General features: G+C 73.3%; 19 protein-coding genes. 12 read left to right on the top strand and 7 right to left on the bottom strand.

Annotated elements, in window-relative coordinates:
• Positions 1-79: 79 nt before the first annotated feature.
• Positions 80-1,018, bottom strand: coding sequence for a sugar ABC transporter permease (locus tag AB0J21_RS20095; RefSeq protein ID WP_363147368.1), 939 nt, complete (start codon positions 1,016-1,018; stop codon positions 80-82).
• A 124-nt stretch (positions 1,019-1,142) separates the two neighbouring features.
• Entirely contained in the window at positions 1,143-2,423 is a 1,281-nt protein-coding gene (locus AB0J21_RS20090; RefSeq protein ID WP_363147367.1) for an ABC transporter substrate-binding protein, read from the bottom strand.
• 294 nt (positions 2,424-2,717) lie between these two features.
• On the opposite strand from AB0J21_RS20090, the gene ppk2 reads away from it, so the two are divergent.
• Both ppk2 and AB0J21_RS20080 read left to right on the top strand, forming a co-directional pair.
• Complete coding sequence (gene ppk2 / locus AB0J21_RS20085; RefSeq protein ID WP_363147366.1) at positions 2,718-3,701, top strand: polyphosphate kinase 2; 984 nt, start codon at positions 2,718-2,720, stop codon at positions 3,699-3,701.
• A gap of 74 nt (positions 3,702-3,775) precedes the next feature.
• On the top strand, positions 3,776-4,474 hold the full coding sequence (locus AB0J21_RS20080) for a ribonuclease H (RefSeq protein WP_363147365.1): 699 nt from the start codon (positions 3,776-3,778) through the stop codon (positions 4,472-4,474).
• A gap of 159 nt (positions 4,475-4,633) precedes the next feature.
• Here AB0J21_RS20080 and AB0J21_RS20075 read toward each other — a convergent pair whose 3' ends face one another.
• Complete coding sequence (locus tag AB0J21_RS20075; RefSeq protein ID WP_363147364.1) at positions 4,634-5,401, bottom strand: SDR family NAD(P)-dependent oxidoreductase; 768 nt, start codon at positions 5,399-5,401, stop codon at positions 4,634-4,636.
• Positions 5,402-5,580: 179 nt separating this feature from the next.
• On the opposite strand from AB0J21_RS20075, the gene AB0J21_RS20070 reads away from it, so the two are divergent.
• The 4 genes from AB0J21_RS20070 (at position 5,581) to AB0J21_RS20055 (ending at position 9,435) form a co-directional block, all read left to right on the top strand.
• Positions 5,581-6,240 (top strand): TetR family transcriptional regulator, encoded by a 660-nt coding sequence (locus AB0J21_RS20070; protein WP_363147363.1) that lies wholly within the window; start codon positions 5,581-5,583, stop codon positions 6,238-6,240.
• 570 nt (positions 6,241-6,810) lie between these two features.
• Complete coding sequence (locus tag AB0J21_RS20065) at positions 6,811-7,380, top strand: lamin tail domain-containing protein (RefSeq protein ID WP_363147362.1); 570 nt, start codon at positions 6,811-6,813, stop codon at positions 7,378-7,380.
• A gap of 328 nt (positions 7,381-7,708) precedes the next feature.
• A complete protein-coding gene (locus AB0J21_RS20060; RefSeq protein ID WP_363147361.1) occupies positions 7,709-8,365 on the top strand; it encodes a ThuA domain-containing protein in 657 nt (218 codons plus the stop codon).
• Positions 8,350-9,435, top strand: coding sequence for a Gfo/Idh/MocA family oxidoreductase (locus AB0J21_RS20055; protein WP_363147360.1), 1,086 nt, complete (start codon positions 8,350-8,352; stop codon positions 9,433-9,435). Before AB0J21_RS20060 ends, AB0J21_RS20055 begins: the two co-directional genes overlap by 16 nt.
• 85 nt (positions 9,436-9,520) lie before the next feature.
• On the opposite strand, the gene AB0J21_RS20050 is transcribed toward AB0J21_RS20055, so the two are convergent.
• From AB0J21_RS20050 to AB0J21_RS20035, 4 genes are all read right to left on the bottom strand, one after another.
• Positions 9,521-9,877 carry a DUF742 domain-containing protein gene (locus AB0J21_RS20050; protein ID WP_363147359.1) on the bottom strand — a complete coding sequence of 119 codons (357 nt, stop codon included), beginning with the start codon at positions 9,875-9,877 and terminating at the stop codon, positions 9,521-9,523.
• Complete coding sequence (locus AB0J21_RS20045; protein ID WP_363147358.1) at positions 9,874-11,199, bottom strand: ATP-binding protein; 1,326 nt, start codon at positions 11,197-11,199, stop codon at positions 9,874-9,876. Before AB0J21_RS20045 ends, AB0J21_RS20050 begins: the two co-directional genes overlap by 4 nt.
• Positions 11,200-11,706: 507 nt before the next feature.
• Positions 11,707-12,087 (bottom strand): metalloregulator ArsR/SmtB family transcription factor, encoded by a 381-nt coding sequence (locus tag AB0J21_RS20040; protein WP_363147357.1) that lies wholly within the window; start codon positions 12,085-12,087, stop codon positions 11,707-11,709.
• Positions 12,088-12,273: 186 nt separating this feature from the next.
• Entirely contained in the window at positions 12,274-13,068 is a 795-nt protein-coding gene (locus AB0J21_RS20035) for an SDR family oxidoreductase (protein ID WP_363147356.1), read from the bottom strand.
• A gap of 167 nt (positions 13,069-13,235) precedes the next feature.
• On the opposite strand from AB0J21_RS20035, the gene AB0J21_RS20030 reads away from it, so the two are divergent.
• The 6 genes from AB0J21_RS20030 (at position 13,236) to AB0J21_RS20005 (ending at position 20,487) form a co-directional block, all read left to right on the top strand.
• On the top strand, positions 13,236-14,150 hold the full coding sequence (locus AB0J21_RS20030; protein WP_363147355.1) for a class I SAM-dependent methyltransferase: 915 nt from the start codon (positions 13,236-13,238) through the stop codon (positions 14,148-14,150).
• Between the two features lie 170 nt (positions 14,151-14,320).
• The gene (locus AB0J21_RS20025) at positions 14,321-17,236 is read left to right on the top strand and encodes a Na+/H+ antiporter subunit A (RefSeq protein ID WP_363147354.1); all 2,916 of its coding nucleotides are present in this window, start codon (positions 14,321-14,323) and stop codon (positions 17,234-17,236) included.
• Positions 17,233-17,958, top strand: a complete 726-nt coding sequence (locus AB0J21_RS20020; protein WP_363147353.1) for a Na(+)/H(+) antiporter subunit C — start codon at positions 17,233-17,235, stop codon at positions 17,956-17,958. Before AB0J21_RS20025 ends, AB0J21_RS20020 begins: the two co-directional genes overlap by 4 nt.
• The gene (locus AB0J21_RS20015; RefSeq protein WP_363147352.1) at positions 17,955-19,568 is read left to right on the top strand and encodes a Na+/H+ antiporter subunit D; all 1,614 of its coding nucleotides are present in this window, start codon (positions 17,955-17,957) and stop codon (positions 19,566-19,568) included. The genes AB0J21_RS20020 and AB0J21_RS20015 overlap by 4 nt, the downstream gene beginning before the upstream one ends.
• Entirely contained in the window at positions 19,565-20,173 is a 609-nt protein-coding gene (locus AB0J21_RS20010) for a Na+/H+ antiporter subunit E (RefSeq protein ID WP_363147351.1), read from the top strand. Before AB0J21_RS20015 ends, AB0J21_RS20010 begins: the two co-directional genes overlap by 4 nt.
• The gene (locus AB0J21_RS20005; RefSeq protein WP_363147350.1) at positions 20,170-20,487 is read left to right on the top strand and encodes a monovalent cation/H+ antiporter complex subunit F; all 318 of its coding nucleotides are present in this window, start codon (positions 20,170-20,172) and stop codon (positions 20,485-20,487) included. Before AB0J21_RS20010 ends, AB0J21_RS20005 begins: the two co-directional genes overlap by 4 nt.
• Positions 20,488-20,535: the final 48 nt, after the last annotated feature.

Genomic DNA, 20,535 nt, shown 5'->3' with positions numbered 1-20,535 from the left:
CGGGCGGAACGGGGACGGCGCGGAGGGACACGCGGGCGGCTCGCGCACAGGCCGCCCGGTCAGCGGCTCCGCCGCGGGATCAGTGGCTCTGCCGGAAGACCCGGCGGATACTCAGCAGTCCCACGAGCCCCACCAGGAACAGAACCACGCCCACCGCCTGGCTGTAACCGAGATCGGCCGCGATGAACGCCTTCTGGTAGACGAGGAAGGACAGGGTGGTCGAGGAGGTGCCCGGCCCGCCCTGGGTCAGCAGCAGCACCTGCTGCGCCGAACCGAACAGCGTCCACAGGAACTGGAGCATGGTCACGACGCCCACGTAGTCCCGGATCACCGGGAAGTGGACGCGCCACATCGTGCGCCAGTGCCCGGCCCCGTCCAGCTGCGCCGCCTCGCCGATCTCCTCGGGCACACTGCCCAGCCGTGCCGCGAACAGCACGGCGGTGAAACCGATCCCGCTCCACACGTCCAGCACGATCACACAGGCCAGCGCCGAGGAGGGCGAGGCGAGCCAGGCATCGGTGAGCGAGCCCAGACCGACCGCCTCCAGTACCCCGTTGACCAGGCCGTCCGGGGACAGCGCCGCGTAGAACACCATCGCCTTCGCCGGGGTCGAGATGAGCCCCGGCACGAACAACAGGTACCGCAGCGCCCGGTGACCGGGTGGCCGCTGGGCGACGTAGTAGCCGAGCAGGTAGGCGCACCCGATCATCACGGGCAGGGCGACCGCCATCTGCACCGCCGTGTTGCGCACCGCGTCCCAGAACACCGGATCGCCGAACACCGTACGGAAGTTGCCGAGCCCCGCGAAGGACACCGGCTGGAGCATCCCGGGCCAGCGCAGGGCGGCGATCACGAAGATCGCGACCATCGGACCGACCATGAAGACCAGGTACCAGGCGAGCGCGGGCACCGCGAGGATCGTGCCGCCCTGCTGCTTGCGGGGTGCGCGGCGCTCCGGCCGCGGCGCGGAGTCGGCGGGCAGCACGGCCGGGGCGCCGCCGGGGGACAGCAGAGTCATGGGGTCACTTCCAGGACGTCGGGGCCGCAGGGCCGCACGGGGACGGGAGCGGCGAGAGGCCGGACGGGCGGGGGAGCGGACGGACGGCGCGCGGCGCGGCCGGGGGACGCGGGCCGGTCGCTCCTCATGCCGAGTGGTAGGCGGCTTCGAGGGCCCGGCGCACCTTCGCCTCGCTGGTGCCGCGCGTGAAGGCCGTACTGGTCGCGGTGATGAGCGGCTGGTTGGCGACCGGCGGGACGTACACATCGGGCACCACCGCCTGGCTCACCGAGTCCCCCAGCCGCTGGGCGGCGGCCACCAGGGGGAAGTCCTTGCTGGTCGTCCTCGTCCGCAGCGCCATGTCCCGGCCGCTCTCGGTCACGAAGCGGGACACGATGTCGTCCCGGTACAGGAAGCGCACGAACTTCTCGACCGCGTCCAGCTTCCTGCGCCCGTTCGGACTGATCCACAGGCCGATCAGCGTGTACGTGCGCAGGATCGTCGGCGAGCGGTGGACGGCGCCGGGAGCGAGCGGCCAGCCGCCCACCTCGGTGTGCGCCGCGATCTTCGCCGGCACCTTCGCGAGCGCCGAGGACATCGCGGACTGGATCGCCGCGCGCCCGGTGTTGAACTGGGTGGTCATCGTGTCCGAGGTGAGGCCCTGCGCCTTGTCCGCGAAGACCCCCGCCTCGCGCAACTGCACGAAGTACTCGATGCCCCGCCGCGCTCCGCGACTGCCGCTGAAGTCCCCGGTGCGGTAGAGGTGTTCGGCCTCGTCCGCGCTCAGGAAGGTCTGGATGACCTGGGCCAGCAGCTTCTGCCCGGTCCAGTCGTTGCCGCCCACGGTGACCGGGGCGATCCCCTTGGCGCGTAGTCTGCGGGCCGCCCCGATCAGCGCGTCCCCCGTCCTCGGCGGGCCGTCCACCCCGGCCCGCTCCAGCAGCGCCGTGTTGTAGGCGACGGGCCAGTTGGTCGCGAAGTAGGGGAAGGCGCGCAGCCGGCCCTCGCCGTCCGTCCAGGCCCGCAGCGCCTCGGGCAGTACGCGCCCGCGCAGTCCCCAGTCGTCGAGGTGCTCGCGTACGTCGACCGTGGCCCCCACCTCGGTCCAGGCCAGCGTCTTGTCGTACAGGTTGACCATGACGACGTCCGGCTCCTTGCGGGCCAGCCGCGAGGTCTCGTAGACCTGCGCGAGGTCGTCGCCGTTGACCAGGTTCTTGATCCGCAGCCCCGGATGCTCCTTCTCGAACCGCCGGCAGGCCGCGAGATAGGTGGGCGATCCGGGAGCGGTCGTGCCCAGCTGCGTGTGGACCACGAGGGTGCCGGGGTCCGCGTCCGCGGAACACCCGCCGACGGCGGGCACGGCGGCAGCCGCGGCAAGTCCGGTACCGGCGGCGAACAGACCCCGCCGACTCAAGGGGGAGCGCACAGCGAACTCTCTCCAACCAGGAGGGTTAATCGATATACCAGAGGATGGGCTAGACAGTAGGAACGGCGCGGAAGGGGTGTCAAGGGGTGCGGGCGGAGGGATTTTCCGTGCGGGCCTCTGCTTTCCGCGCCCGGCGTCGGGCGCGCGGGTCCCGGCCGGCCGGGGACGGCCTCCGAGTGGCGCAGCCGCCGCGCGGGCCCACCCCCGCCGGGGTTAGGACTGGGAGGGGCGCCGCGGGGCACCCGGCTCACCACCCGTTTCACCACCAGCCCAGCAGCGAGGACACACAGACGCATGCCGACCCCACCACCGCCGCCGGACGCAACGGACCAGGACCCCGGCGCCTCGCTGCTGGAGGGGCTCACCGTCGACGACCGGCGCCCGGAGCGCCCTCTCCTTCTCGACGGCGAGGGCCGGCCGCTGCGCACCTGGCGCGAGAACTATCCCTACGAACGGAAGATGGGCCGAAGCGCCTACGACCAGCGCAAACGCGTCCTCCAGATCGAGATGCTGAAGGTGCAGCGCTGGGTCAAGGACACCGGGCAGCGCCTCGTCGTGGTGTGCGAGGGGCGGGACGCGGCCGGGAAGGGCGGCACCATCCAGCGGTTCACGGAACGGCTCAACCCGCGTGGCGCCCGCGTCGTCGCCCTGGAGAAACCGACCGAGCGGGAGGCGGGGCAGTGGTACTTCCAGCGCTACGTCAGCCAGCTCCCCTCCGCCGGGGAAATCGTGTTCTTCGACCGCTCCTGGTACAACCGCGCGGGGGTCGAGCGGGTCATGGGCTTCTGCACCACCGAGGAGTACGAGCACTTCCTGCGCCAGACCCCCGACTTCGAGCGCATGCTCACCGATGACGGCATCATCCTGGTCAAGTTCTGGTTCTCGGTCTCCCGGGCCGAACAGCGCACGCGGTTCGCGATCCGCCAGATCGACCCCGTACGGCAGTGGAAGCTCTCCCCGATCGACCTGGCCTCCCTGGACCGCTGGGACGACTACACCGAGGCGAAGATCGACATGTTCCGCGCCACCGACACGGACGCCGCGCCCTGGACCGTCGTCAAGAACAACGACAAGCGGCGCGGCCGGCTGGAGGCCATGCGCAGCCTGCTCGCCCGGCTCGACTACCCGGCTAAGGACCACGAGGCCGTGGGCACCCCCGACCTCAGGATCGTCGGACCCGCCGACACCCTGCTGGAGGCCGGGGAGGAGCGCGTCAGCCTCTCGCCCACCCCGCTCGCCCCCGGCGGTCAGGGGCGCGGCACCCACCCCGACACGTGAGCGGGCCGGCCTCGGCGACCGGTGCGAGGGGCCGCGCGGCACGGGCACCCGCGGGGCCCTGGCATGATCGAGGGATGTCAGATCGCATCATCGCCGCGTGTGACGGGGCGTCGAAGGGAAACCCGGGCCCCGCAGCCTGGGCGTGGGTCGCCGCCGACGCGGAGGGCACCCCGGAGCGCTGGGAGGCCGGGCCGCTCGGATCGGCCACCAACAACGTGGCGGAGCTGACGGCGCTGCTGCGGCTCCTGGAGACCACCGACCCCGCCCGGCCGCTCGAGGTCCGCATGGACTCCCAGTACGCCATGAAGGCCGTCACCGAATGGCTGCCCGGCTGGAAGCGGCGGGGCTGGAAGACGGCCGGCGGCAAACCCGTCGCCAACCGGGAACTGGTCGAGAGCATCGACGCCCTGCTCGCCGGACGTCCCGTCGAGTTCCGCTACGTCCCCGCGCACCAGGTAGGAGGCGACCCACTCAACGCGATCGCCGACCAGGCGGCCAGCGAGGCGGCCGTCAGCCAGGAACCCGCGGGCACCGCCCACGGCGCCGCCGCGCCTCCCGTGCCGAGCGTCTCGCGCACCGAACCCGCGCGCACCCGCGAGAGCGGTGGCACCGGTGCCACCCGAAAAAAGTCGGGCCGCGCCTCCGGGTCCGCCCCCACCATCAAGGCCAAGTTCCCGGGGCGCTGCGCGTGCGGCCAGTCCTACGCCGCGGGCGAGTCGATCACCAAGGTCGGCAAGGGCTGGGGCCACCCGGCCTGCCGCGCGGGGGCGTGAGCCGTCCCCGACGAGACCTGACCGGTTCGAGGGGTGAAGGAGCCGGCGGCGCGCTCGCGCGCACGTGAAGGGGCGGGGCTCCGGCGATCTTCCGGTGCCCCGCCCCTTCACGTGTGGCTGACCGTTGCCCGTGGCGGGCCCGGTGGTCTCGCGGACCGGTCAGACGGCCGACCACCCGTTGTCGACGGGGAGGATCGCGCCGCTGATGTTGCTCGCCGCGTCCGACGCGAGGAAGAGGATCGCCGCTGCCTGCTCCTCGGCGGCGGCCGGACGGCCGATGTTGTGCAGGTACGAGCCGACGGTCGCCGGGCCGTGCGCGCCCTGCTCGGTGTCGACGCGGATGTTCGTCGCGGTACCGCCGGGCGCGATCGCGTTGGCTCGGATGCCCTTGTCCCGGTACATCACCGCGAGGGACTTGGTCAGCCCCACCACCCCGTGCTTCGAGGCGGTGTACGCCGCGCCCGCGGCGCTGCCGCGCAGCGAGGCCTCGGAGGCGGTCGAGACGATCGCGCCACGCCCGGCCCTGAGCATGTGCGGCAGCGTCGCACGGGTCAGCAGGAACGGCGCCGTCAGGTTGACGCGCAGCACCCGCTCCCACTCGCCGTCGTCGGTGTCGGCCACGGCGGACATGCGGTCCATGACGCCCGCGTTGTTCACGAGGACGTCGACGCCGCCGAAGGAGTCCACGGCGGTGCCCACGACCTCGTCCACGACGCTCTGCTCGCTCAGGTCACCGACCACGGCGACCGCCGTGCCGCCCGACTTCTCGATCTCGGCGACGACGTCCCTCGCGCCCTGCGCGTCGAGGTCCGCGACGAGGACCTTCGCGCCCTCGGCGGCGAACTTCAGAGCCGTGGCCCTGCCTATCCCGGAGCCGGCCCCGGTGACGACGACGCTGCGGCCCTCAAGGCCGGTGATGGTGCTCATGTGGTGCTCCCTCGCAGAAATGGTGCCGCCGGCCGGAGCCGGGATCCGCGTCCCGGCTCCCTCCGGCACCTGGGAGCCTACGTCTTTATGTCGCGCAATGCCATAAAGGCATCGCGCGACATAAACCCGGGTACGGGCGACAATGGCAGGGGTACGGGTCGAGGCGGAGGGCGAGGGGTATGACGGCGAGCGCACGTGACCGGGAGCGACCGGGGAGCGACGACCCAGGGTGCGGGAACCGGTCCGCTCGGGTCGGCCGCCCCCCGCTGACCGAGCGGCGCAAGGCGGCCACCCGCCTGGAGATCGCCCGGGAGGCCGTCCGGCTGTTCAGCTCCCAGGGCGTGGCCGAGACCTCGGGCGAGGACATCGCCCGTGCGGTGGGGGTCTCCGTGCGCACTCTGTGGCGCTACTTCCCCTCGAAGGAGCAGTGCGTGCGCCCGCTGCTCACCGGCGGTCTCGACTCCGTCATCGCCCACCTGCGGGCCTGGCCCGGGGACCGGCCGCTGTCGGAGGCGATCGGGGAGCAGTGGCGCGGAGTCGCCCCGGAGGAGGCCGGCCTCACGCAGGAGCTGATCCGCCTGGCGGCACGCGAGCCGGGTCTGCACGCGGTGTGGCTGGAGGTGCACTACGACGCCGAGGCGGTCTTCGCCGACTTCGTGGCCCGGCGCACCGGCCGTCGCGCCGACGATCTGGCCGTCCGGGTGCAGGCCGTCATCATGAACGGGGCGATGCGGGTGGGCGCCGAGGAGTGGGCACGTTCCGGGAACCGCGACCCCGGTGCGCACGGAGTGGCCGTCCGCGCGGCATGGCGCACGGCCCTGGAGGGCCTCGACTGCTGAACCGCGCGGCGCGCGAACGCGGGTCAGGCGGCGCCGGGTCAGGCCGCTCCTGCCCTGCCGCGACCGAGGGACGGCCGGCCCGTCCGCCCGGACACGCGGCCCCGCCGGGCGACTCCAGGCTGAGCTTGCGCCGCCCGTCGCCCTCCCGGTCCCTGGTCGAGGGGGTCGGCGCCCTTTCGCGTCCGTCGTTGTGCGCAGGCCGTCTCCGCTCGACGTACGAGGCGCTGTCGTCATGATCCGTAAGCCCGCCGTCCGCGTCCGGGAGGCGTACGACCGGGGCGTGCGCCCGGCGCTTCGCCGGGCAGCGGTCGGGAGCCTTGCCGGCCTACGGCGTATTGGCGCAGGTCCACGGTGGTGACACTCGTGGGTGAGCATGTCAGTGTGTCAACTTTAGGGTGATACATGGCCGCTTCACGGACATGTCGGCACTCAGTCATATCAATCGGGATATCTGGTGGAAAGCGCCTTCCGTGGATCACAGTGTGACTCCCCGGACAGCCGGGGGACCCGCAATACCGTGCGGCTCTCGCAAGGAGCCGCACGCGCACAGCACTTGGAGGAACCATCCACATGGCTGCATCCCGTACCGGCCGGCGGATCGCCGCGACCCTGCTCGTCACCGGAAGCCTCCTGGGCGCCGCCGCCCTCCCGGCCATGGCCGCCGACCACGACCGCGGCAGCGGCCACGGACGTGACCACGGGCGTGACCAGAGCCGTGACCACGGGCGCGACCAGGGCCGTGACCACGGGCGCGACCAGGGCCGTGACCACGGCCGGCCCCCGGCCCCGCGCTCGTCGGTCGTGCTCGGGCCCATCCAGTACGACAGCCCGGGCCCCGACAACAACTCCAACCGCAGCCGCAACGCGGAGTGGGTGACGGTCAAGAACCTCGGGCGCCACACGGTCAACCTGCGGGGCTGGACGCTGACCAACAGCGACCACGAGCGCTACCGCTTCGGCGACGTCCGGCTGCGCGGCAACTCCTCGGTCCGCGTGCACACCGGCTACGGCAACAACACCTGGCGGGACCTCTTCCAGGGCAAGCGGGACTACTTCTGGGACAACCGCCGTGACACCGCGACCCTGAGCGACAACCGGGGTCGCGTGGCCGACCGCGAGTCGTGGGGCCGCCGTTCCTGACCCTCCCGCACGACCAGGCGCCACCGACCCGGCGCCGTCCGAGCGCGCCGTCCCCGCCGACCGGTGGGGGCGGCGCGCCCGTGCGTGTGCCCACTCGTGAGCCCCCGCGACGGGGCGGCGGGGGCGGCCCGGCGGGGCCCCGGGCCTCGGCTTTCCCGGGAGTCGCCCGACCCCTCGGGCCTGTCTTCGAACTGTCGCCTGCCGTGCGACGCCAGTTTGAAGACAGGCCCTAGGCGGAGAAAGCGCTTGCTGCTAGCGTTAGTCAAAGCGATTGACAAACCCCGGGCGCCTGCCTGGGCGCGCACCGCAGAGGGGAGTTACGAGCACCGTGAGCGACACGACACCACAGCGACGCGCACTCGTCGTCCGGGGAGGCTGGGAGGGGCACTCGCCGGTCGGGATCACCGACCTGTTCCTGCCCTTCCTCAAGGACGCGGGCTACGCGGTGGAGACGAGCGACTCCCTCGACGTGTACACGGACGAAGCGCGACTGGCCGCCACCGACCTCGTGGTGCAGTGCTGGACGATGGGCACCGTCACCCCCGAGCAGAGCAGGGGACTCGCCGCCGCTGTGCGGGCGGGCACCGGTCTGGCCGGCTGGCACGGCGGCATCGTGGACGCCTTCCGCGGCGATGTCGACTACGCGTTGCTCACGGGCGGTCAGTTCCTCATGCACCCCGAGGGCTTCCACGACCACACCGTGCACATCGGCTCCGACCACCCCGTCGTCGCCGGCCTCGACGACTTCCAGGTGCACACCGAGCAGTACTGGACGGCGACCGACCCGCTCGTAGAGGTGCACGCCACGACCGTGTTCCCGCCCGGAGCGGACCACGACCGGGAGGTCGTCATGCCGGCCGTGTGGACCCGGCACGTCGGCGCGGGACGCGTCTTCGTCTCCACCATCGGCCACAAGGCCGACGACTTCGACGTGCCCGAGGTCCGCACACTCACCGAACGGGGGCTGCTGTGGGCGAGCCGCTGAGGATAGGCGTCGTCGGTGCCGGCGCCATCAGCGGCGCCTACCTCGACACCCTGGACCGGCTCCGTGACACCCTGCGGGTCACCGCGGTCGCCGACGTGAACCGGGTGCGGGCCCAGCAGGCCGCCGCCCGCGCCGGACACGGGGTCGCAGCCCTCGGCTCCGTCGCCGCCCTCGTCGAGCGGGAGGACGTCGACGCCGTCCTGAACCTCACGATCCCCGCCGTGCACACCGAGGTCGCCCTCGCCGCCATCACCGCGGGCAAGCACGTCTACGGGGAGAAGCCGCTCGCCACCACGCGCGCGCAGGCCGCCGAGATCCTCACCGCGGCGCGCGCGGGCGGCGTACGCGTCGGCTGCGCGCCCGACACGGTGCTGGGGACCGGCACCCAGACGGCCCGCAAGGCCGTCGACGACGGGCTCATCGGCACACCGGTCGCCGCGACCGCCTTCATGGCCTGCCCCGGCCACGAGAGCTGGCACCCCGACCCGGAGTTCTACTACCGGCCCGGCGGCGGACCCCTGCTCGACATGGGCCCCTACTACCTGTCCGCGCTCGTCCACCTGCTCGGACCGGTCGTCCGGGTCACCGGTGCCGCCTCCGCCCCGCGCACCGAACGGGAGATCGGCAGCGGTCCCCGCGCGGGGACGAGGTTCCCCGTCGAGGTGGACACGCACGTCACCGGAGTCCTGCACCACGCGGGCGGGGCGCTCACCACACTCGTCATGAGCTTCGACGTGCAGGCCGCCCACCTGCCCTGCATCGAGGTGCACGGCACCGCCGGCTCCCTGTCGGTCCCCGACCCGAACGGCTTCGACGGCACCGTGCTGCTCCACCGGGCGGGCGCCTGGGAGGAGTTGCCCGTCAGCGCCGGAGTACGGGAGGGCGGCCGGGGCATCGGGCTCGCCGATCTCGCCGAGTCCTTGCGCGAGGGCACCGAGCACCGCGCCTCGGCCGGGCTCGCCCAGCACGTCCTCGACATCATGCTGAGCCTGCTCGACTCGGCCCACCAGGGAGTGTCCCTGGCGGTGGCCCAGGGCTGCGAACGTCCCAGGCCCGTACCGGAGATCTGACGGGTCCCGGCTCGGCGGCGATCCTTGGCCGGGGCGTGCGCGGTGCCGCGCCGTGCCCGCCCCGGCCGGGACCCGGGACCGCCGCTCAGCGCATGCGCCGCAGTCCGTTCAGCACTTCCTGGAGCAACTGGGTGTCCGGCCGGGAACGGTCCCCGTCCCGGGCGCTCATCCGCCCGGAGCCGATGAGGTCGGACACCAGCACCCGGACCAGCCCGACCGCGAGCCCGAGCCGGGCCGCCGCCTCCGCCAGGGCGGTGGGCCGCGCGCACAGCCGCACGAGGGTGCGCTCCTCCCCGGTCGCCGAGACCGGCAGTTCGTGCTCGCCGGACAGAGCGGTCAGCAAGGTGTCCAGTCCGAGCCGCGCGTGCGCGGCCCTGGCCCGCCCGCGCGTGATCACGTACGGGCGCAGCGCGCCCCCGGCGCCTCCCGTGGCCCTGCTCATGCCGACCTCGAAGGCCGGGGGAGGACGACCGCGGGGCCGGGCTGCCCGGGCACGCCCTCCGGCGGCCCCTCCAGCACCACGCCCTCCATCCCCTCCGCGGGGGCGTCGCCGGACAACCGCGCCAAGCCGCCGCGGGGTTCCGCCCGCCCGGGCTCCACCGGCTGGTCCAGAGCCTCGGCCGGCACCAGGACGACGGCCCGCAGACCCCCGTACGGCGACGGGCTCAGGTCCACCTGGAAACCGTGCCGGCGCCCGAAACGGCCGACCACGGCGAGCCCCGTCTGCGGAATCTCGCCGACGTCCCGCAGGCCGATGGGCCGGCGCCCCGAGACGATCTCCTTCGCCTTGGCGAGCCGGAACGCGTCGAGACCGAGCCCTCCGTCGTCCACCTCGATCACGGCTCCCTTCTGCACGGCGCGCACCGTCACCGGAACCGAGGTCCGGGGCGGTGAGTACTCGGTGGCGTTCGCGAGGAGCTCCGCGACGAGGTGGATGAGGGGTTCGGCGAGCGGGGCGGTCACCGCGAGATCGGGGGCGCCCGACACCTCGACCCGCTGGAAGTCGACGATGCGCCCGGAGGCGGCGCGGGCCACGTCCACCAGGGCCAGCGGCTTCTGCCACTGCTGCCCCGGCCATTCGCCGCACAGCACCTTCAGGCTCTGCGCGTGCCGGGCCTGCTGCGTCGCCGCGTGGTCGACCCGCATCGTGGCCTCCAGCAGATCGGGATCGTCGGGGTAGCGGTCCGTCAGGCCGGTCACGGTCGCCTGGATGCGGTGCGCGGAACTCTGCACCCGCCCCGCTAGCTCCACGAGCACCAGCCTGCGGCACTCCTCCTGGTACTCGGACTCCTCCGCGACCTCCCGCAGAACCCGCTCGAAGAGGTCCGCGGCCACGGTCGCGAGAGCGGCGCTCTCCGGGCGGGCCGGTGGCACCTCCAGGCCCCGGACGGCGGCGGGCAGCCGCTGCTTGACGAGGTGTTCCAGCTCCAGGCGCATCAGTTCGGCCTGCTCGGCGAGGTAGCTGTGCCAGTCGGCGTCCCTGCGTTCGGCGTGTGCCTCGCGGCGGGTCAGTTCGCCGGACAGCCGCTCGGTCTCGGCCAGCGCGGCGCGGTGGTGTCTGCGCAGCGCCTCGAAGCCGCACAACGCCAGGGCCATCAGAGTGCCGAGCAGCACGGCGGTGGCCAGCCGGTGTGCCGCCATCAGGAACAGGGTGCCCCCGAACGTGCCGAGGGTCACGGTGAGCGTGGCGGGCCACAGCACACCGGCCGCACGGGAGGGCGCCGGGACGGGCGCGGAGGAAGGCGGGGAGGGGGGACGGGGCATGAAGCACCTTCGACGGGACGACGCGTGGCTGACAGGGGGCGCTGCGCGCGGGGCCGGGTGCGGCGGGGGAGCAGGACTGACATATCGACAACACGACCTTGGCCCTTCGGCCTCCGACGCTCCGCCGAAGCCGAAGCCGAAGCCGAAGCCGAAGCCGAAGCCGAAGCCGAAGCCGAAGCCGAAGCCGAAGCCGAAGCCGAAGCCGAAGCCGAAGCCGCATGCCGGTCCCGTCGGGTCCGGTCCGGGTCGGTGGGTGTGCCCGGTGGCCGGGTTCAGCCGCCGATACGTGGACCGTCCGCCGCACCCCTGCCTATCGCCCTGTTCAGCCGCATCGGCTCGCTGGCCTCCCTCTGTCCGTGTCCGTCGACGCCGTGCCGTTGCCTCGTGCAAGGCCGGCCGGGCCCGCGCAACTGGCCGCGCGTCGAACGATGTTGCCTGAGCGTATCGCCCGGACGGCGGCATCCCGTGCATTACGGGGCAGTTCGCCCGGAAGGGGGGCGCCTTTCGTCACCGAGTGTGACCGGGAGGGGGGAGGGGCAGGCGCTCGGCGTGCCGCAGGGCGTCCGCGACCAGGGCTCCGTACGCTCCGCCGGGCAGCGAGTAGAGGGCGCGCCGGCCGTCCTTGCGTACGCGTACCAGTCCCGCCGCGCGCAGCCGTGCCAAGTGCTGGCTGACCGAGGGCCGGGCTGTTCCGCAGGCCGTGCTGAGCGCTCCGACGCTCCTCTCGCCCTCCCGCAGCAGCCACAGCAGGCGCAGCCGTGTGGGATCGCCGAGCTGGGCGAAGACCCGCGCGGCGAGGGAGAACGACGGAGCCGCCGACGGTGCGGGGCCGGTCGGCTCCGCACCGCGGGGCGGAGCGGGGGAGCGGGCCGGGAGCCGTGCCGCCACCGGGGGCCGCCGAACGGTCCGGGCGGCCCGGGCGCCCCCGCGTCCGCCGCCCCCACCTCTCGATTCCCCTTCCACCGCCACGGGTTCATCGTAAGGGGGCGGCCGGTCCCGCTCGTCCCCCTGACGGAGGTGGCGGGACCGGCCCGCTCCGGGGGAACACGGCCGGGCGGTGTCCCGGCGGTCCGCCTACGGCAGGATCGAGTCCACGTAGCCCCCGTCCACCCGCAGCGCGCCCCCGGTGGTCGCCGAGGCGAGCGGTGAACTCAGGTACGTGACCATGTGCGCGATCTCCTCCGGCTCGATGAGGCGCTGCAGCAGCGACTGCGGCCGGTGTTCGCGCATGAACACCCGCTGCGCCCCCTCCCACGGCAGGTCCTTGTCCACGAGTTCGTACACGAAGTCCTCCACGCCACCGGTGTGCGTCGGGCCGGCGATCACGGAGTTCACCGTGACGCCCGTGCCCGCCGCCTCCTTGGCGAAGCCGCGCGTCACCGAGAGCAGCGCGGTCTTCGTCATCCCGTAGTGGATCATCTCGGCCGGGACGACCACGGCGGAGTCGCTCGCGATGTTCAGTACCCGGCCCCAGCCCCGCTCCGTCATGCGCGGCAGATAGGCGCGGATGAGCCGGACCGCGGTCAGGACGTTGACCTCGAAGTAGCGGCGCCACTCCGCGTCCTCGATCTCCAGCGCCGGTTTGGCCCCGAAGATCCCGAGGTTGTTCACGAGGATGTCTGTCCCCGGCAGCCGGTCGAGGACCTCGGCGAGCCCCTCGTCACTCGCGAGGTCACCGGGGACGGCGAGCAGTTCGGCCCCCGGCAGTTCGGCGCGCAGCCGCTCCACCGCCTCCCCGGTGCGCTCGGGGTCCCGTCCGTTGACCGCCACCCGCGCCCCGGCCGCGGCGAGCGAGGCGGCGATGGCCGCGCCGATGCCCTGGGTCGAGCCGGTGACGAGAGCGGTCCTGCCTTCGAGAGTGACCTGCATGGTGGTGCTGTCCCTTCGGGTCGGTCGAGTGCGGAGGGCGTGCACGAGCCCGCCCTGTACCGCTGTCCGCTTCCCCCATGGTCGATGCCTTCCCCTCCGTGCGCGTGCCGGGACACCGGGCCATCGGGATACAGTCGGTGGCCGTCAAAACATGTAGGGGGCACTGAATGGTTGAGGGTACGGGCGCGGAGCGGACGGCGGCTTTCGACGCGGGGGAACGGGCGGCCTGGGCGGGGCGCAGCACGGCCTACGCGGCGAGTTTCGGCAGACTGTGCGCGCACACCGTGCCCGAACTGCTCGCGGCCTGCGGGCCGCTGGCCGGGCGACGACTCCTCGACGTCGGCACCGGAACGGGCGCCGTGGCCGCGCGGGCCCGGGAGCACGGCGCGCAGGTGAGCGCCGTGGACGCCGATCCCGGCATGGCGCGGGCCGCCGCACGGGCCGTGCCCGAGGCGCGCACCGCTGTCGCCGCGCTGCCCCGGCTGCCCTTCGCACCGGACGCCTTCGACGCGGTCGTCGCGAACTTCGTCCTCAACCACGTGGGCCGGCCCCGGGCCGCGCTCGCCGAACTCGTCCGCGTCGCCCGGCCCGGCGGCCGGATCGCGTTCACCCTGTGGCCCGTGCCCGCCGCCCCGGGACAGGCGCTGCTCGGCCGCGCCGTGGAGGCCGCCGGGGTCCGGCGGCCCGCCGACCTGCCCACGCTCGACCCCGCGGAGGACTTCCCGCGCACCGAACAGGGCGTCCGCGCGCTGCTCACGGAGGCCGGACTCGACGCGGCGCAGTGCCGCACCCTGGCGTGGGAGCACCGCACCGGCCCCGCCGAATGGTGGAGCGGCCCGGCGGCGGGCGTCGCGACGATCGGCCGGGTCGTCGCGAGCCGGCCGGCCGCCGAGCAGGCCGAGATCCACCGTCACTTCCTGAAGCTGAGCGACCCGTTCACCGCGCCGGACGGAGCCCTGCTCCTCCCGCACACCGCCCTGCTCGCCCGCGCGATCGTCCCGCCGCGCTCGGGCGGCCCGGACCGCACCGGTCCGGACGCGGTCCGTGCCGCCGGACAGGTACCGGGCGGCGCGTCGAGGTAGCGCCGCCGGGCCCGTGGCAGCGGGCGCGCGGGTGCAGGAGCGTGGCGGGCGGGCCGCCGAGCGGCGTGCCGGTCCCCCCGTGCGGCGCGGTCGATATATCACTGTCGCGTGGCTTTTCCGTCTGTTCGTCCCGCCCCCGCCGCACCGTTCGGCCCCCGTGCCGGAGCCGTATGACCGCGCTCATCGCCTGCCACTTCGCGCTGGCCCTGTTCGCCCCGCCGCTGGTGCGCCGGCTCGGCACCCGCGCCTTCGTGGTGCTCGCCCTGCCGCCGGCCGCCGCCGCGATCTGGGCCGCGGCGAAGTGGCGGGGCACCGCGGACGGAGAGGCGCAGAGCAGTTCGTGGCGGTGGCTGCCCGACTACGGAGTCGAGTGCGCGCTGCGCCTGGACGCACTCGGCGAACTCATGGTGCTGCTCGCGGGCGGCGTCGGCGCTCTCGTCCTGCTGTACTGCGCCTCGTACTTCACGGACCACTCCCCGCAGCTGGGCCGGTTCGCCGGCAACCTCCTCGCCTTCGCGGGCGCCATGCTCGGTCTCGTCCTCGCCGACGACCTGATCCTGCTCTACATCTTCTGGGAACTGACCACCGTCTTCTCGTTCCTGCTCATCGGCCAGCACAGCGGCGTCAAACAGAACCGGCGCTCCGCCCTCCAGGCGCTCACGGTCACCACCATGGGCGGGCTCGCCATGCTCGTCGGCTTCCTGATTCTCGGGCAGGCCGCCCACACCTACCGGCTGTCCGAGCTGATCGCGCACCCCCCGGCGCCCTCCGCCGCCGTCTCCACCGCCGTCGTCCTCGTCCTGTGCGGCGCCCTGTCGAAGTCCGCGATCTGGCCGTTCAGCCTGTGGCTGCCCAACGCCATGGCCGCGCCCACCCCGGTCAGCGCCTACCTGCACGCCGCCGCGATGGTCAAGGGCGGGGTGTACCTCGTCGCGCGGCTCGCGCCCGCCTTCGCCGACATCACGCCCTGGCGGCCGTTGCTGCTGGTCCTCGGCTCCGCGACCATGCTGCTCGGCGGCTGGCGGGCACTGCGCCTGCACGACCTGAAGCTCGTCCTCGCCTACGGCACCGTGAGCCAGCTCGGCTTCCTCACCGTGCTGGCCGGCGCGGGCCACTACGACACCGGGGTCGCCGCCGTCGTCATGATCCTCGGTCACGCCCTGTTCAAGGCGCCGCTGTTCCTCGTGACGGGGATCATCGATCACGCGGCCGGCACCCGGGACCTGCGCGGCCTGTCCGGACTGGCCCGGCGGACGCCCGCCGTGTGCGCCGTCGCCGTCGTCGCCGGGCTGTCCATGGCCGCCCTACCGCCGACGCTCGGCTTCGCCGCCAAGGAGGCCGCGTTCCAGACGCTGCTCGACGGCTCCACGGCCGACCGCTGGGCGCTGGCGGCGGTCGTCGTCGGCTCCGCGCTCACCACCGCCTACACGCTGCGCTACCTGTGGGGAGCCTTCGCCCGCAAACCCGGACACCACGACACCGCGACGCACCGCGTCTCCCCGGCCTTCCTCGCCGCCCCCGCCGTCCTCGCGTGCCTCTGCCTCGTGCTCGGGCCCGGGGTGGGCTGGACGGACCACCTCTTCAGCGCCTACGCCGCCGGCTTCCCGGCCCCGAGCCACCCCTACCACCTGGCCCTCTGGCACGGCTGGGGCCCCGCGCTGCTGCTGTCCGCCCTCGCCTGGGCCGGCGGGCTCGTCCTGTTCCTGGCCGGCCGGCCCGTCGCCCGCGCCGGCCGGCTCCTCGCCTGGCGCCCCGCCGACCGCGCGTTCGGCCGCATCCTGCTGGGCCTGGAACGCACCGCCCTGCAGTGCACCGGATTCGTCCAGCGCGGCTCCTTGTCCGTGTACCTCGCGACCACACTCACCGTGGTGCTCGCCGGGCAGATCGCGGTGCTCGCCGTCGACTCCCCGTGGCACGGCGCCCCCGCGCCCCGCCTGTGGGACAACCCGGCCCAGGCCGGAGTCGCTGTCCTGACCTGCGCCGTCGCCCTGCTCTGCCTGGGCGTGCGGCGCCGGATGAAGGCCGTCGTGCTCGCCGGGCTGACCGGTTACGGCACCGCCCTGCTGTTCGTCGTCCAGGGCGCCCCCGACCTCGCCCTCACCCAGTTCTGCGTCGAGACCGTGTCGATGCTCGTGTTCGTCCTCGTCCTGCGCCGGATGCCCGTGTACTTCGAGGAGAACTTCACCCGCTGGCGCCGGACCGTACGGATGCCCGTCGCCCTCGGCGGGGCCGCCGCCGTCTCCGTCGTCGTGTGGATCATGGCCGGGGCCCGCCGCAGCGACCCCGCCGGCGCCGCCATGGTCGAGGAGACCGACCACCACGGGCTCAAGGACGTCGTCGCCACCATCCTCGTCGACCTGCGGGCCTGGGACACCATGGGCGAGTCCAGCGTCCTGGCCGCCGCCGCGATCGGCGTCACCAGCCTCATCTACCTGCACCGCCGCACCGACCGCGACGATCCGCTGCCCGAACCCGCCCCCCGCGAAATGGCCGGCACCGGACTGCGCACCGCCTGGGCCCAGCCGCACGGTGACCTCGCCGGGCTGCCCGAAGGCGACGAGGGCGCCCCGGAACGCACCTGGTTGGCCGCGGGCAGGACCCTCGCGCCCGAACACCGCTCCGTGGTCTTCGAGGTCGTCGCCCGCCTCGTCTACCACCCGATCCTCGTGCTCTCCGTCTACCTGCTGTTCTGCGCGGAGAACATGCCGGGCGGCGGATTCGTCGCCGGACTCGTCGCCGGTCTCGCCTTCATCACCCGCTACCTCGCGGGCGGACGCTACGAACTCGCCGAGGCCGCGCCCTTCGGCCCCGGACTCTTCACCGGCCTCGGCCTGGTCGTCTCGACCGGAGTCGCCCTGAGCGGGCTCGCCGAGGGCACCGTCCTGCACGGCTGGACCTGGCACGGCCACGTGCCGCCCTTCGGCGAGGTCCACGCGTCCACGGCGCTCCTCTTCGACTGCGGCGTCTACCTCCTCGTCCTCGGCGTCGTCCTCGACATCGTGCGTGCCCTCGGCGGCAAGGTCGACCGGCAGATCGAACGGCTCGCCGCCCTGCGCGCCGCCGAGGGCCACGGGGGCGGCCGATGACCGTCAGCCTCAGCCTGCTCGTCACCGCCGCCGTCCTGTGCGCGGTCGGCGGAATCCTCGTCCTCACCCGCTCGCTGACCCGCATCCTGCTCGGTACCGTCGTCCTCGGCAACGGCGTCAACCTGCTGATCCTCACCTCGACGGGCGCGGCCGGAGCCGCCCCGCTGCTCTACCCGAAGGTCCTCCGCAACCGCGTCACCGACCCGCTGCCGCAGGCCATCGCCCTCACCGCGATCGTCATCACCCTCGCCACCACCGCCTTCCTGCTCGCCATGGCCTACCGCAGCCAGCAGGTCAGCGGCACCGACGAGATCAGCGACGACACCGAGGACCGGCTCGTCGCGCTGCGCGCCGAAGTCCTCGACGAACGCAGCCAACTGCGCGCCCGCTACCGCGAGGCCCGCGCCGAACTCGGCCGGACCCCCGAACAGCGCGCCCGCTACCGCGAGGAGCGCAAACAACTGCGCGCCCGGCTGCGTGCCGACCGCGCCTACCAGGCCCGCGCCCGCGACGCCTCGGGCGACCTGTGGAACGACGTGCTCGGCGCCGATCCGGAGGACTACACGGACGACGACGAACCGGGCCCCGAAGCACCCGCCCCGCGAGGAGACGGCCCCGCCCCGCCGGGACCCGCCGACGACCCGGACGAGAACGACCGCGAACCCGGGGGGCCCCGCCCGCCCGACGACTCCGAAGGACCCGGACAGGAAGGTGCACGGTGAACGCCCTCGTCCCCCTGCCCGTGCTGCTGCCGCTGTGCGTCACCGGACTCAAGCTCGCCATCGGGCCCCGGCTGCACCGCCTCCAGCGCCTCATCAGCGTCGCCGTGCTCGGCGCGGTCCTGGTACTCGCCGTGATCCTCCTGGTCGAGGCGGACCGCACGGGCCCCCTCGCCGTCAACCTCGGCGACTTCGCCCCGCCGCTCGGCATCACCCTCGTCGCCGACCGGCTCTCCGGCCTCATGCTCACCGTGTCCTCGGCCGTGACCCTGCTGGTTCTCGTGTACTCCCTCGGACAGGGCATGGCGGACCGCGACGACGAGACCCCGCTCGGCGTGTTCCACCCCGCGTACCTCATCCTCGTCGCCGGAGTCTCCTGCACCTTCCTCGCCGGGGACCTCGTCAACCTCTACGTCGGCTTCGAGATCATGCTCGTCGCGAGTTTCGTCCTGCTCACCGTCGGCGGCACCGCGCCCCGCATCCGCGCGGGCTCCACGTACGTGATCATCTCGCTGTTCTCCTCGGTGCTGTTCCTCGTCGCGATCGCCATGGCCTATTCGGTGGCGGGCACCGTCAACTTCGCGCAGCTCGCCCTGCGCCTGCAGGACGTGCCCGTCGGGGTGCGCACCCTGCTGGAGGCGATGCTGCTCACCGTCTTCGCCATCAAGGCCGCCGTCTTCCCGCTCGCCGCGTGGCTGCCCGACTCCTACCCGACGGCGCCGGCGCCCGTGACCGCCGTGTTCGCCGGACTGCTCACGAAGGTCGGCGTCTACTCGATGCTGCGGACCCAGACCCTGCTGTTCCCCGGCCACCGCCTCGGCAACCTGCTGCTGCTCGCCGCGCTCGCCTCGATGGTGATCGGCATCCTCGGGGCCGTCGCCCAGACGGACCTGAAACGGCTGCTGTCCTTCACCCTCATCAGCCATATCGGGTACATGGTCTTCGGGATCGGCCTCGCCTCCCGGGCCGGCCTGGGCGGAGCCATCGTCTACGTCGCCCACCACATCACCGTGCAGACGACGCTGTTCCTCGTCGCCGGGCTCATCGAACGGCGCGGCGGCACCACCGAACTCACCCGGCTCGGCGGCCTCGCGCGCTCCGCGCCGCTGCTCGCCGTGCTGTTCTTCGTCCCCGCGATGAACCTCGCCGGCATCCCGCCGCTGTCCGGCTTCATCGGCAAGCTCGGGCTCATGCGGGCCGGTGTCGAGAACGGCGGCGGCTGGGCGTGGACTCTCGTGGCCGGTTCCGCCGCCACCAGCCTGCTCACCCTCTACGTCATGGCGAAGATCTGGAACCTCGCGTTCTGGCGCGAGGCCCCGCCCGGCCAGATCGCCGAGGGCGTCCTCCTGGAGTCCGACGAGGGCGAGGACGAGGGCGACGACGAGACGACCCGCCCCGAACCGGCGGGCCGCGCGGTCGCCGCGACCCTGTCGGGGCGGGCTGTCACCACCACCAGCCGGCTGCCGCGCACCATGACCCTCGCGACCACCGGGGCCGTCTGCCTCGGCCTGCTCTACACCGTCCTCGGCGGCCCGCTCACCAGCCTCGCCGACCGCGCCGCCGGTGAACTCCTCACCCGTTCCCCCTACATCGAGGCGGTACTCGGACCATGAGCATCCTGTTCCGGGGCCGCAGACGCTCGCCCTACAGCTGGACCATCGGCGGGGGCACCAGCCGCCGCGTCCTGGACCTGCCCCTCATCGCCTGGCTCACCGTCATCTGGGTACTGCTGTGGGGCACCCTGTCCTGGGCCAACCTCATCAACGGGCTCGTCGTCGGCTTCGTCCTGTGCCTCGCGTTCCCGCTGCCCGCCGTCGACCTGGGACTGCGGCTGCGGCCCCTGGGCATCGTGCGCTTCCTCGGCTACCTGCTGTACGACATGTTCTCCTCCAGCGTCGAGGTGACCGGGAAGATCTTCTCCCGCGGTCCCTTCCACGCGGCCGTCGTCGCCGTCCCGCTGCGCTGCCGCAGCGATCTCATGCTCGCCGCCACCGCCGTGGCCGTCTCCAACGTGCCGGGCGGCTCCGTCGTCGAGGTACGGCGCGCGACGGCGACCCTGTTCCTGCACGTCCTGGACGCCGACGACCCCGCGCAGATCGAACGGGCGCGGCGCTCCGTGTGGCGCATGGAGGAACTCACCGCCCGGGCCTTCGGCACCGCCGAGGACATCGAGGCCGTCAGCAACCCGCCCCGACCGGAAGGGAACCCGTCGCCGTGAGCGCGCTGCACTCCGCCGAGAGGGGCTTGATCATCGCCGCGGGCTGCATGATCCTGCTGGCCGGGGCCCTCATCGTGATCCGCATCTGGCGCGGCCCCTCGATGCTCGACCGCGCCGTCGCCCTCGACGTCGTCGCGGCCCTCATCATCGCCGGGATCGGCGCCAAGTCCGCCCTGGACATGGACCCCTTCTACTTCCCGGTGATGCTCGTGCTCGCCTTCCTCGGTTTCACCGGCTCCGTGGGCATCGCCCGCTTCATCGCCGTCCGCGACCGGCCCCCTCGGCACGGGGACGACAAGGAGGACCACCGATGAGGCGGAGCACCGCGGCGGCGGGCGCGGCCACGACGACCCGGGAGGACG

This window comes from Streptomyces sp. NPDC049954 (genome assembly GCF_040656295.1).
Lineage (GTDB): Bacteria > Actinomycetota > Actinomycetes > Streptomycetales > Streptomycetaceae > Streptomyces.
Note: the sequence above shows the minus strand (reverse complement) of the source record. Positions and strands in the feature narration are given on the sequence as shown.

Bases quoted from the DNA above. Each gene is read 5' to 3' on its own strand.
- AB0J21_RS20050 (WP_363147359.1), bottom strand. From the start codon at position 9,877: ATGAGCAGGGCCACGGGAGGCGCCGGGGGCGCGCTGCGCCCGTACGTG.
- AB0J21_RS20070 (WP_363147363.1), top strand. From the start codon at position 5,581: ATGACGGCGAGCGCACGTGACCGGGAGCGACCGGGGAGCGACGACCCA.
- AB0J21_RS20010 (WP_363147351.1), top strand. From the start codon at position 19,565: ATGAGCATCCTGTTCCGGGGCCGCAGACGCTCGCCCTACAGCTGGACC.
- AB0J21_RS20030 (WP_363147355.1), top strand. From the start codon at position 13,236: ATGGTTGAGGGTACGGGCGCGGAGCGGACGGCGGCTTTCGACGCGGGG.
- AB0J21_RS20080 (WP_363147365.1), top strand. From the start codon at position 3,776: ATGTCAGATCGCATCATCGCCGCGTGTGACGGGGCGTCGAAGGGAAAC.
- AB0J21_RS20075 (WP_363147364.1), bottom strand. From the start codon at position 5,401: ATGAGCACCATCACCGGCCTTGAGGGCCGCAGCGTCGTCGTCACCGGG.
- ppk2 (WP_363147366.1), top strand. From the start codon at position 2,718: ATGCCGACCCCACCACCGCCGCCGGACGCAACGGACCAGGACCCCGGC.
- AB0J21_RS20035 (WP_363147356.1), bottom strand. From the start codon at position 13,068: ATGCAGGTCACTCTCGAAGGCAGGACCGCTCTCGTCACCGGCTCGACC.
- AB0J21_RS20045 (WP_363147358.1), bottom strand. From the start codon at position 11,199: ATGCCCCGTCCCCCCTCCCCGCCTTCCTCCGCGCCCGTCCCGGCGCCC.
- AB0J21_RS20025 (WP_363147354.1), top strand. From the start codon at position 14,321: ATGACCGCGCTCATCGCCTGCCACTTCGCGCTGGCCCTGTTCGCCCCG.
- AB0J21_RS20095 (WP_363147368.1), bottom strand. From the start codon at position 1,018: ATGACTCTGCTGTCCCCCGGCGGCGCCCCGGCCGTGCTGCCCGCCGAC.
- AB0J21_RS20020 (WP_363147353.1), top strand. From the start codon at position 17,233: ATGACCGTCAGCCTCAGCCTGCTCGTCACCGCCGCCGTCCTGTGCGCG.
- AB0J21_RS20065 (WP_363147362.1), top strand. From the start codon at position 6,811: ATGGCTGCATCCCGTACCGGCCGGCGGATCGCCGCGACCCTGCTCGTC.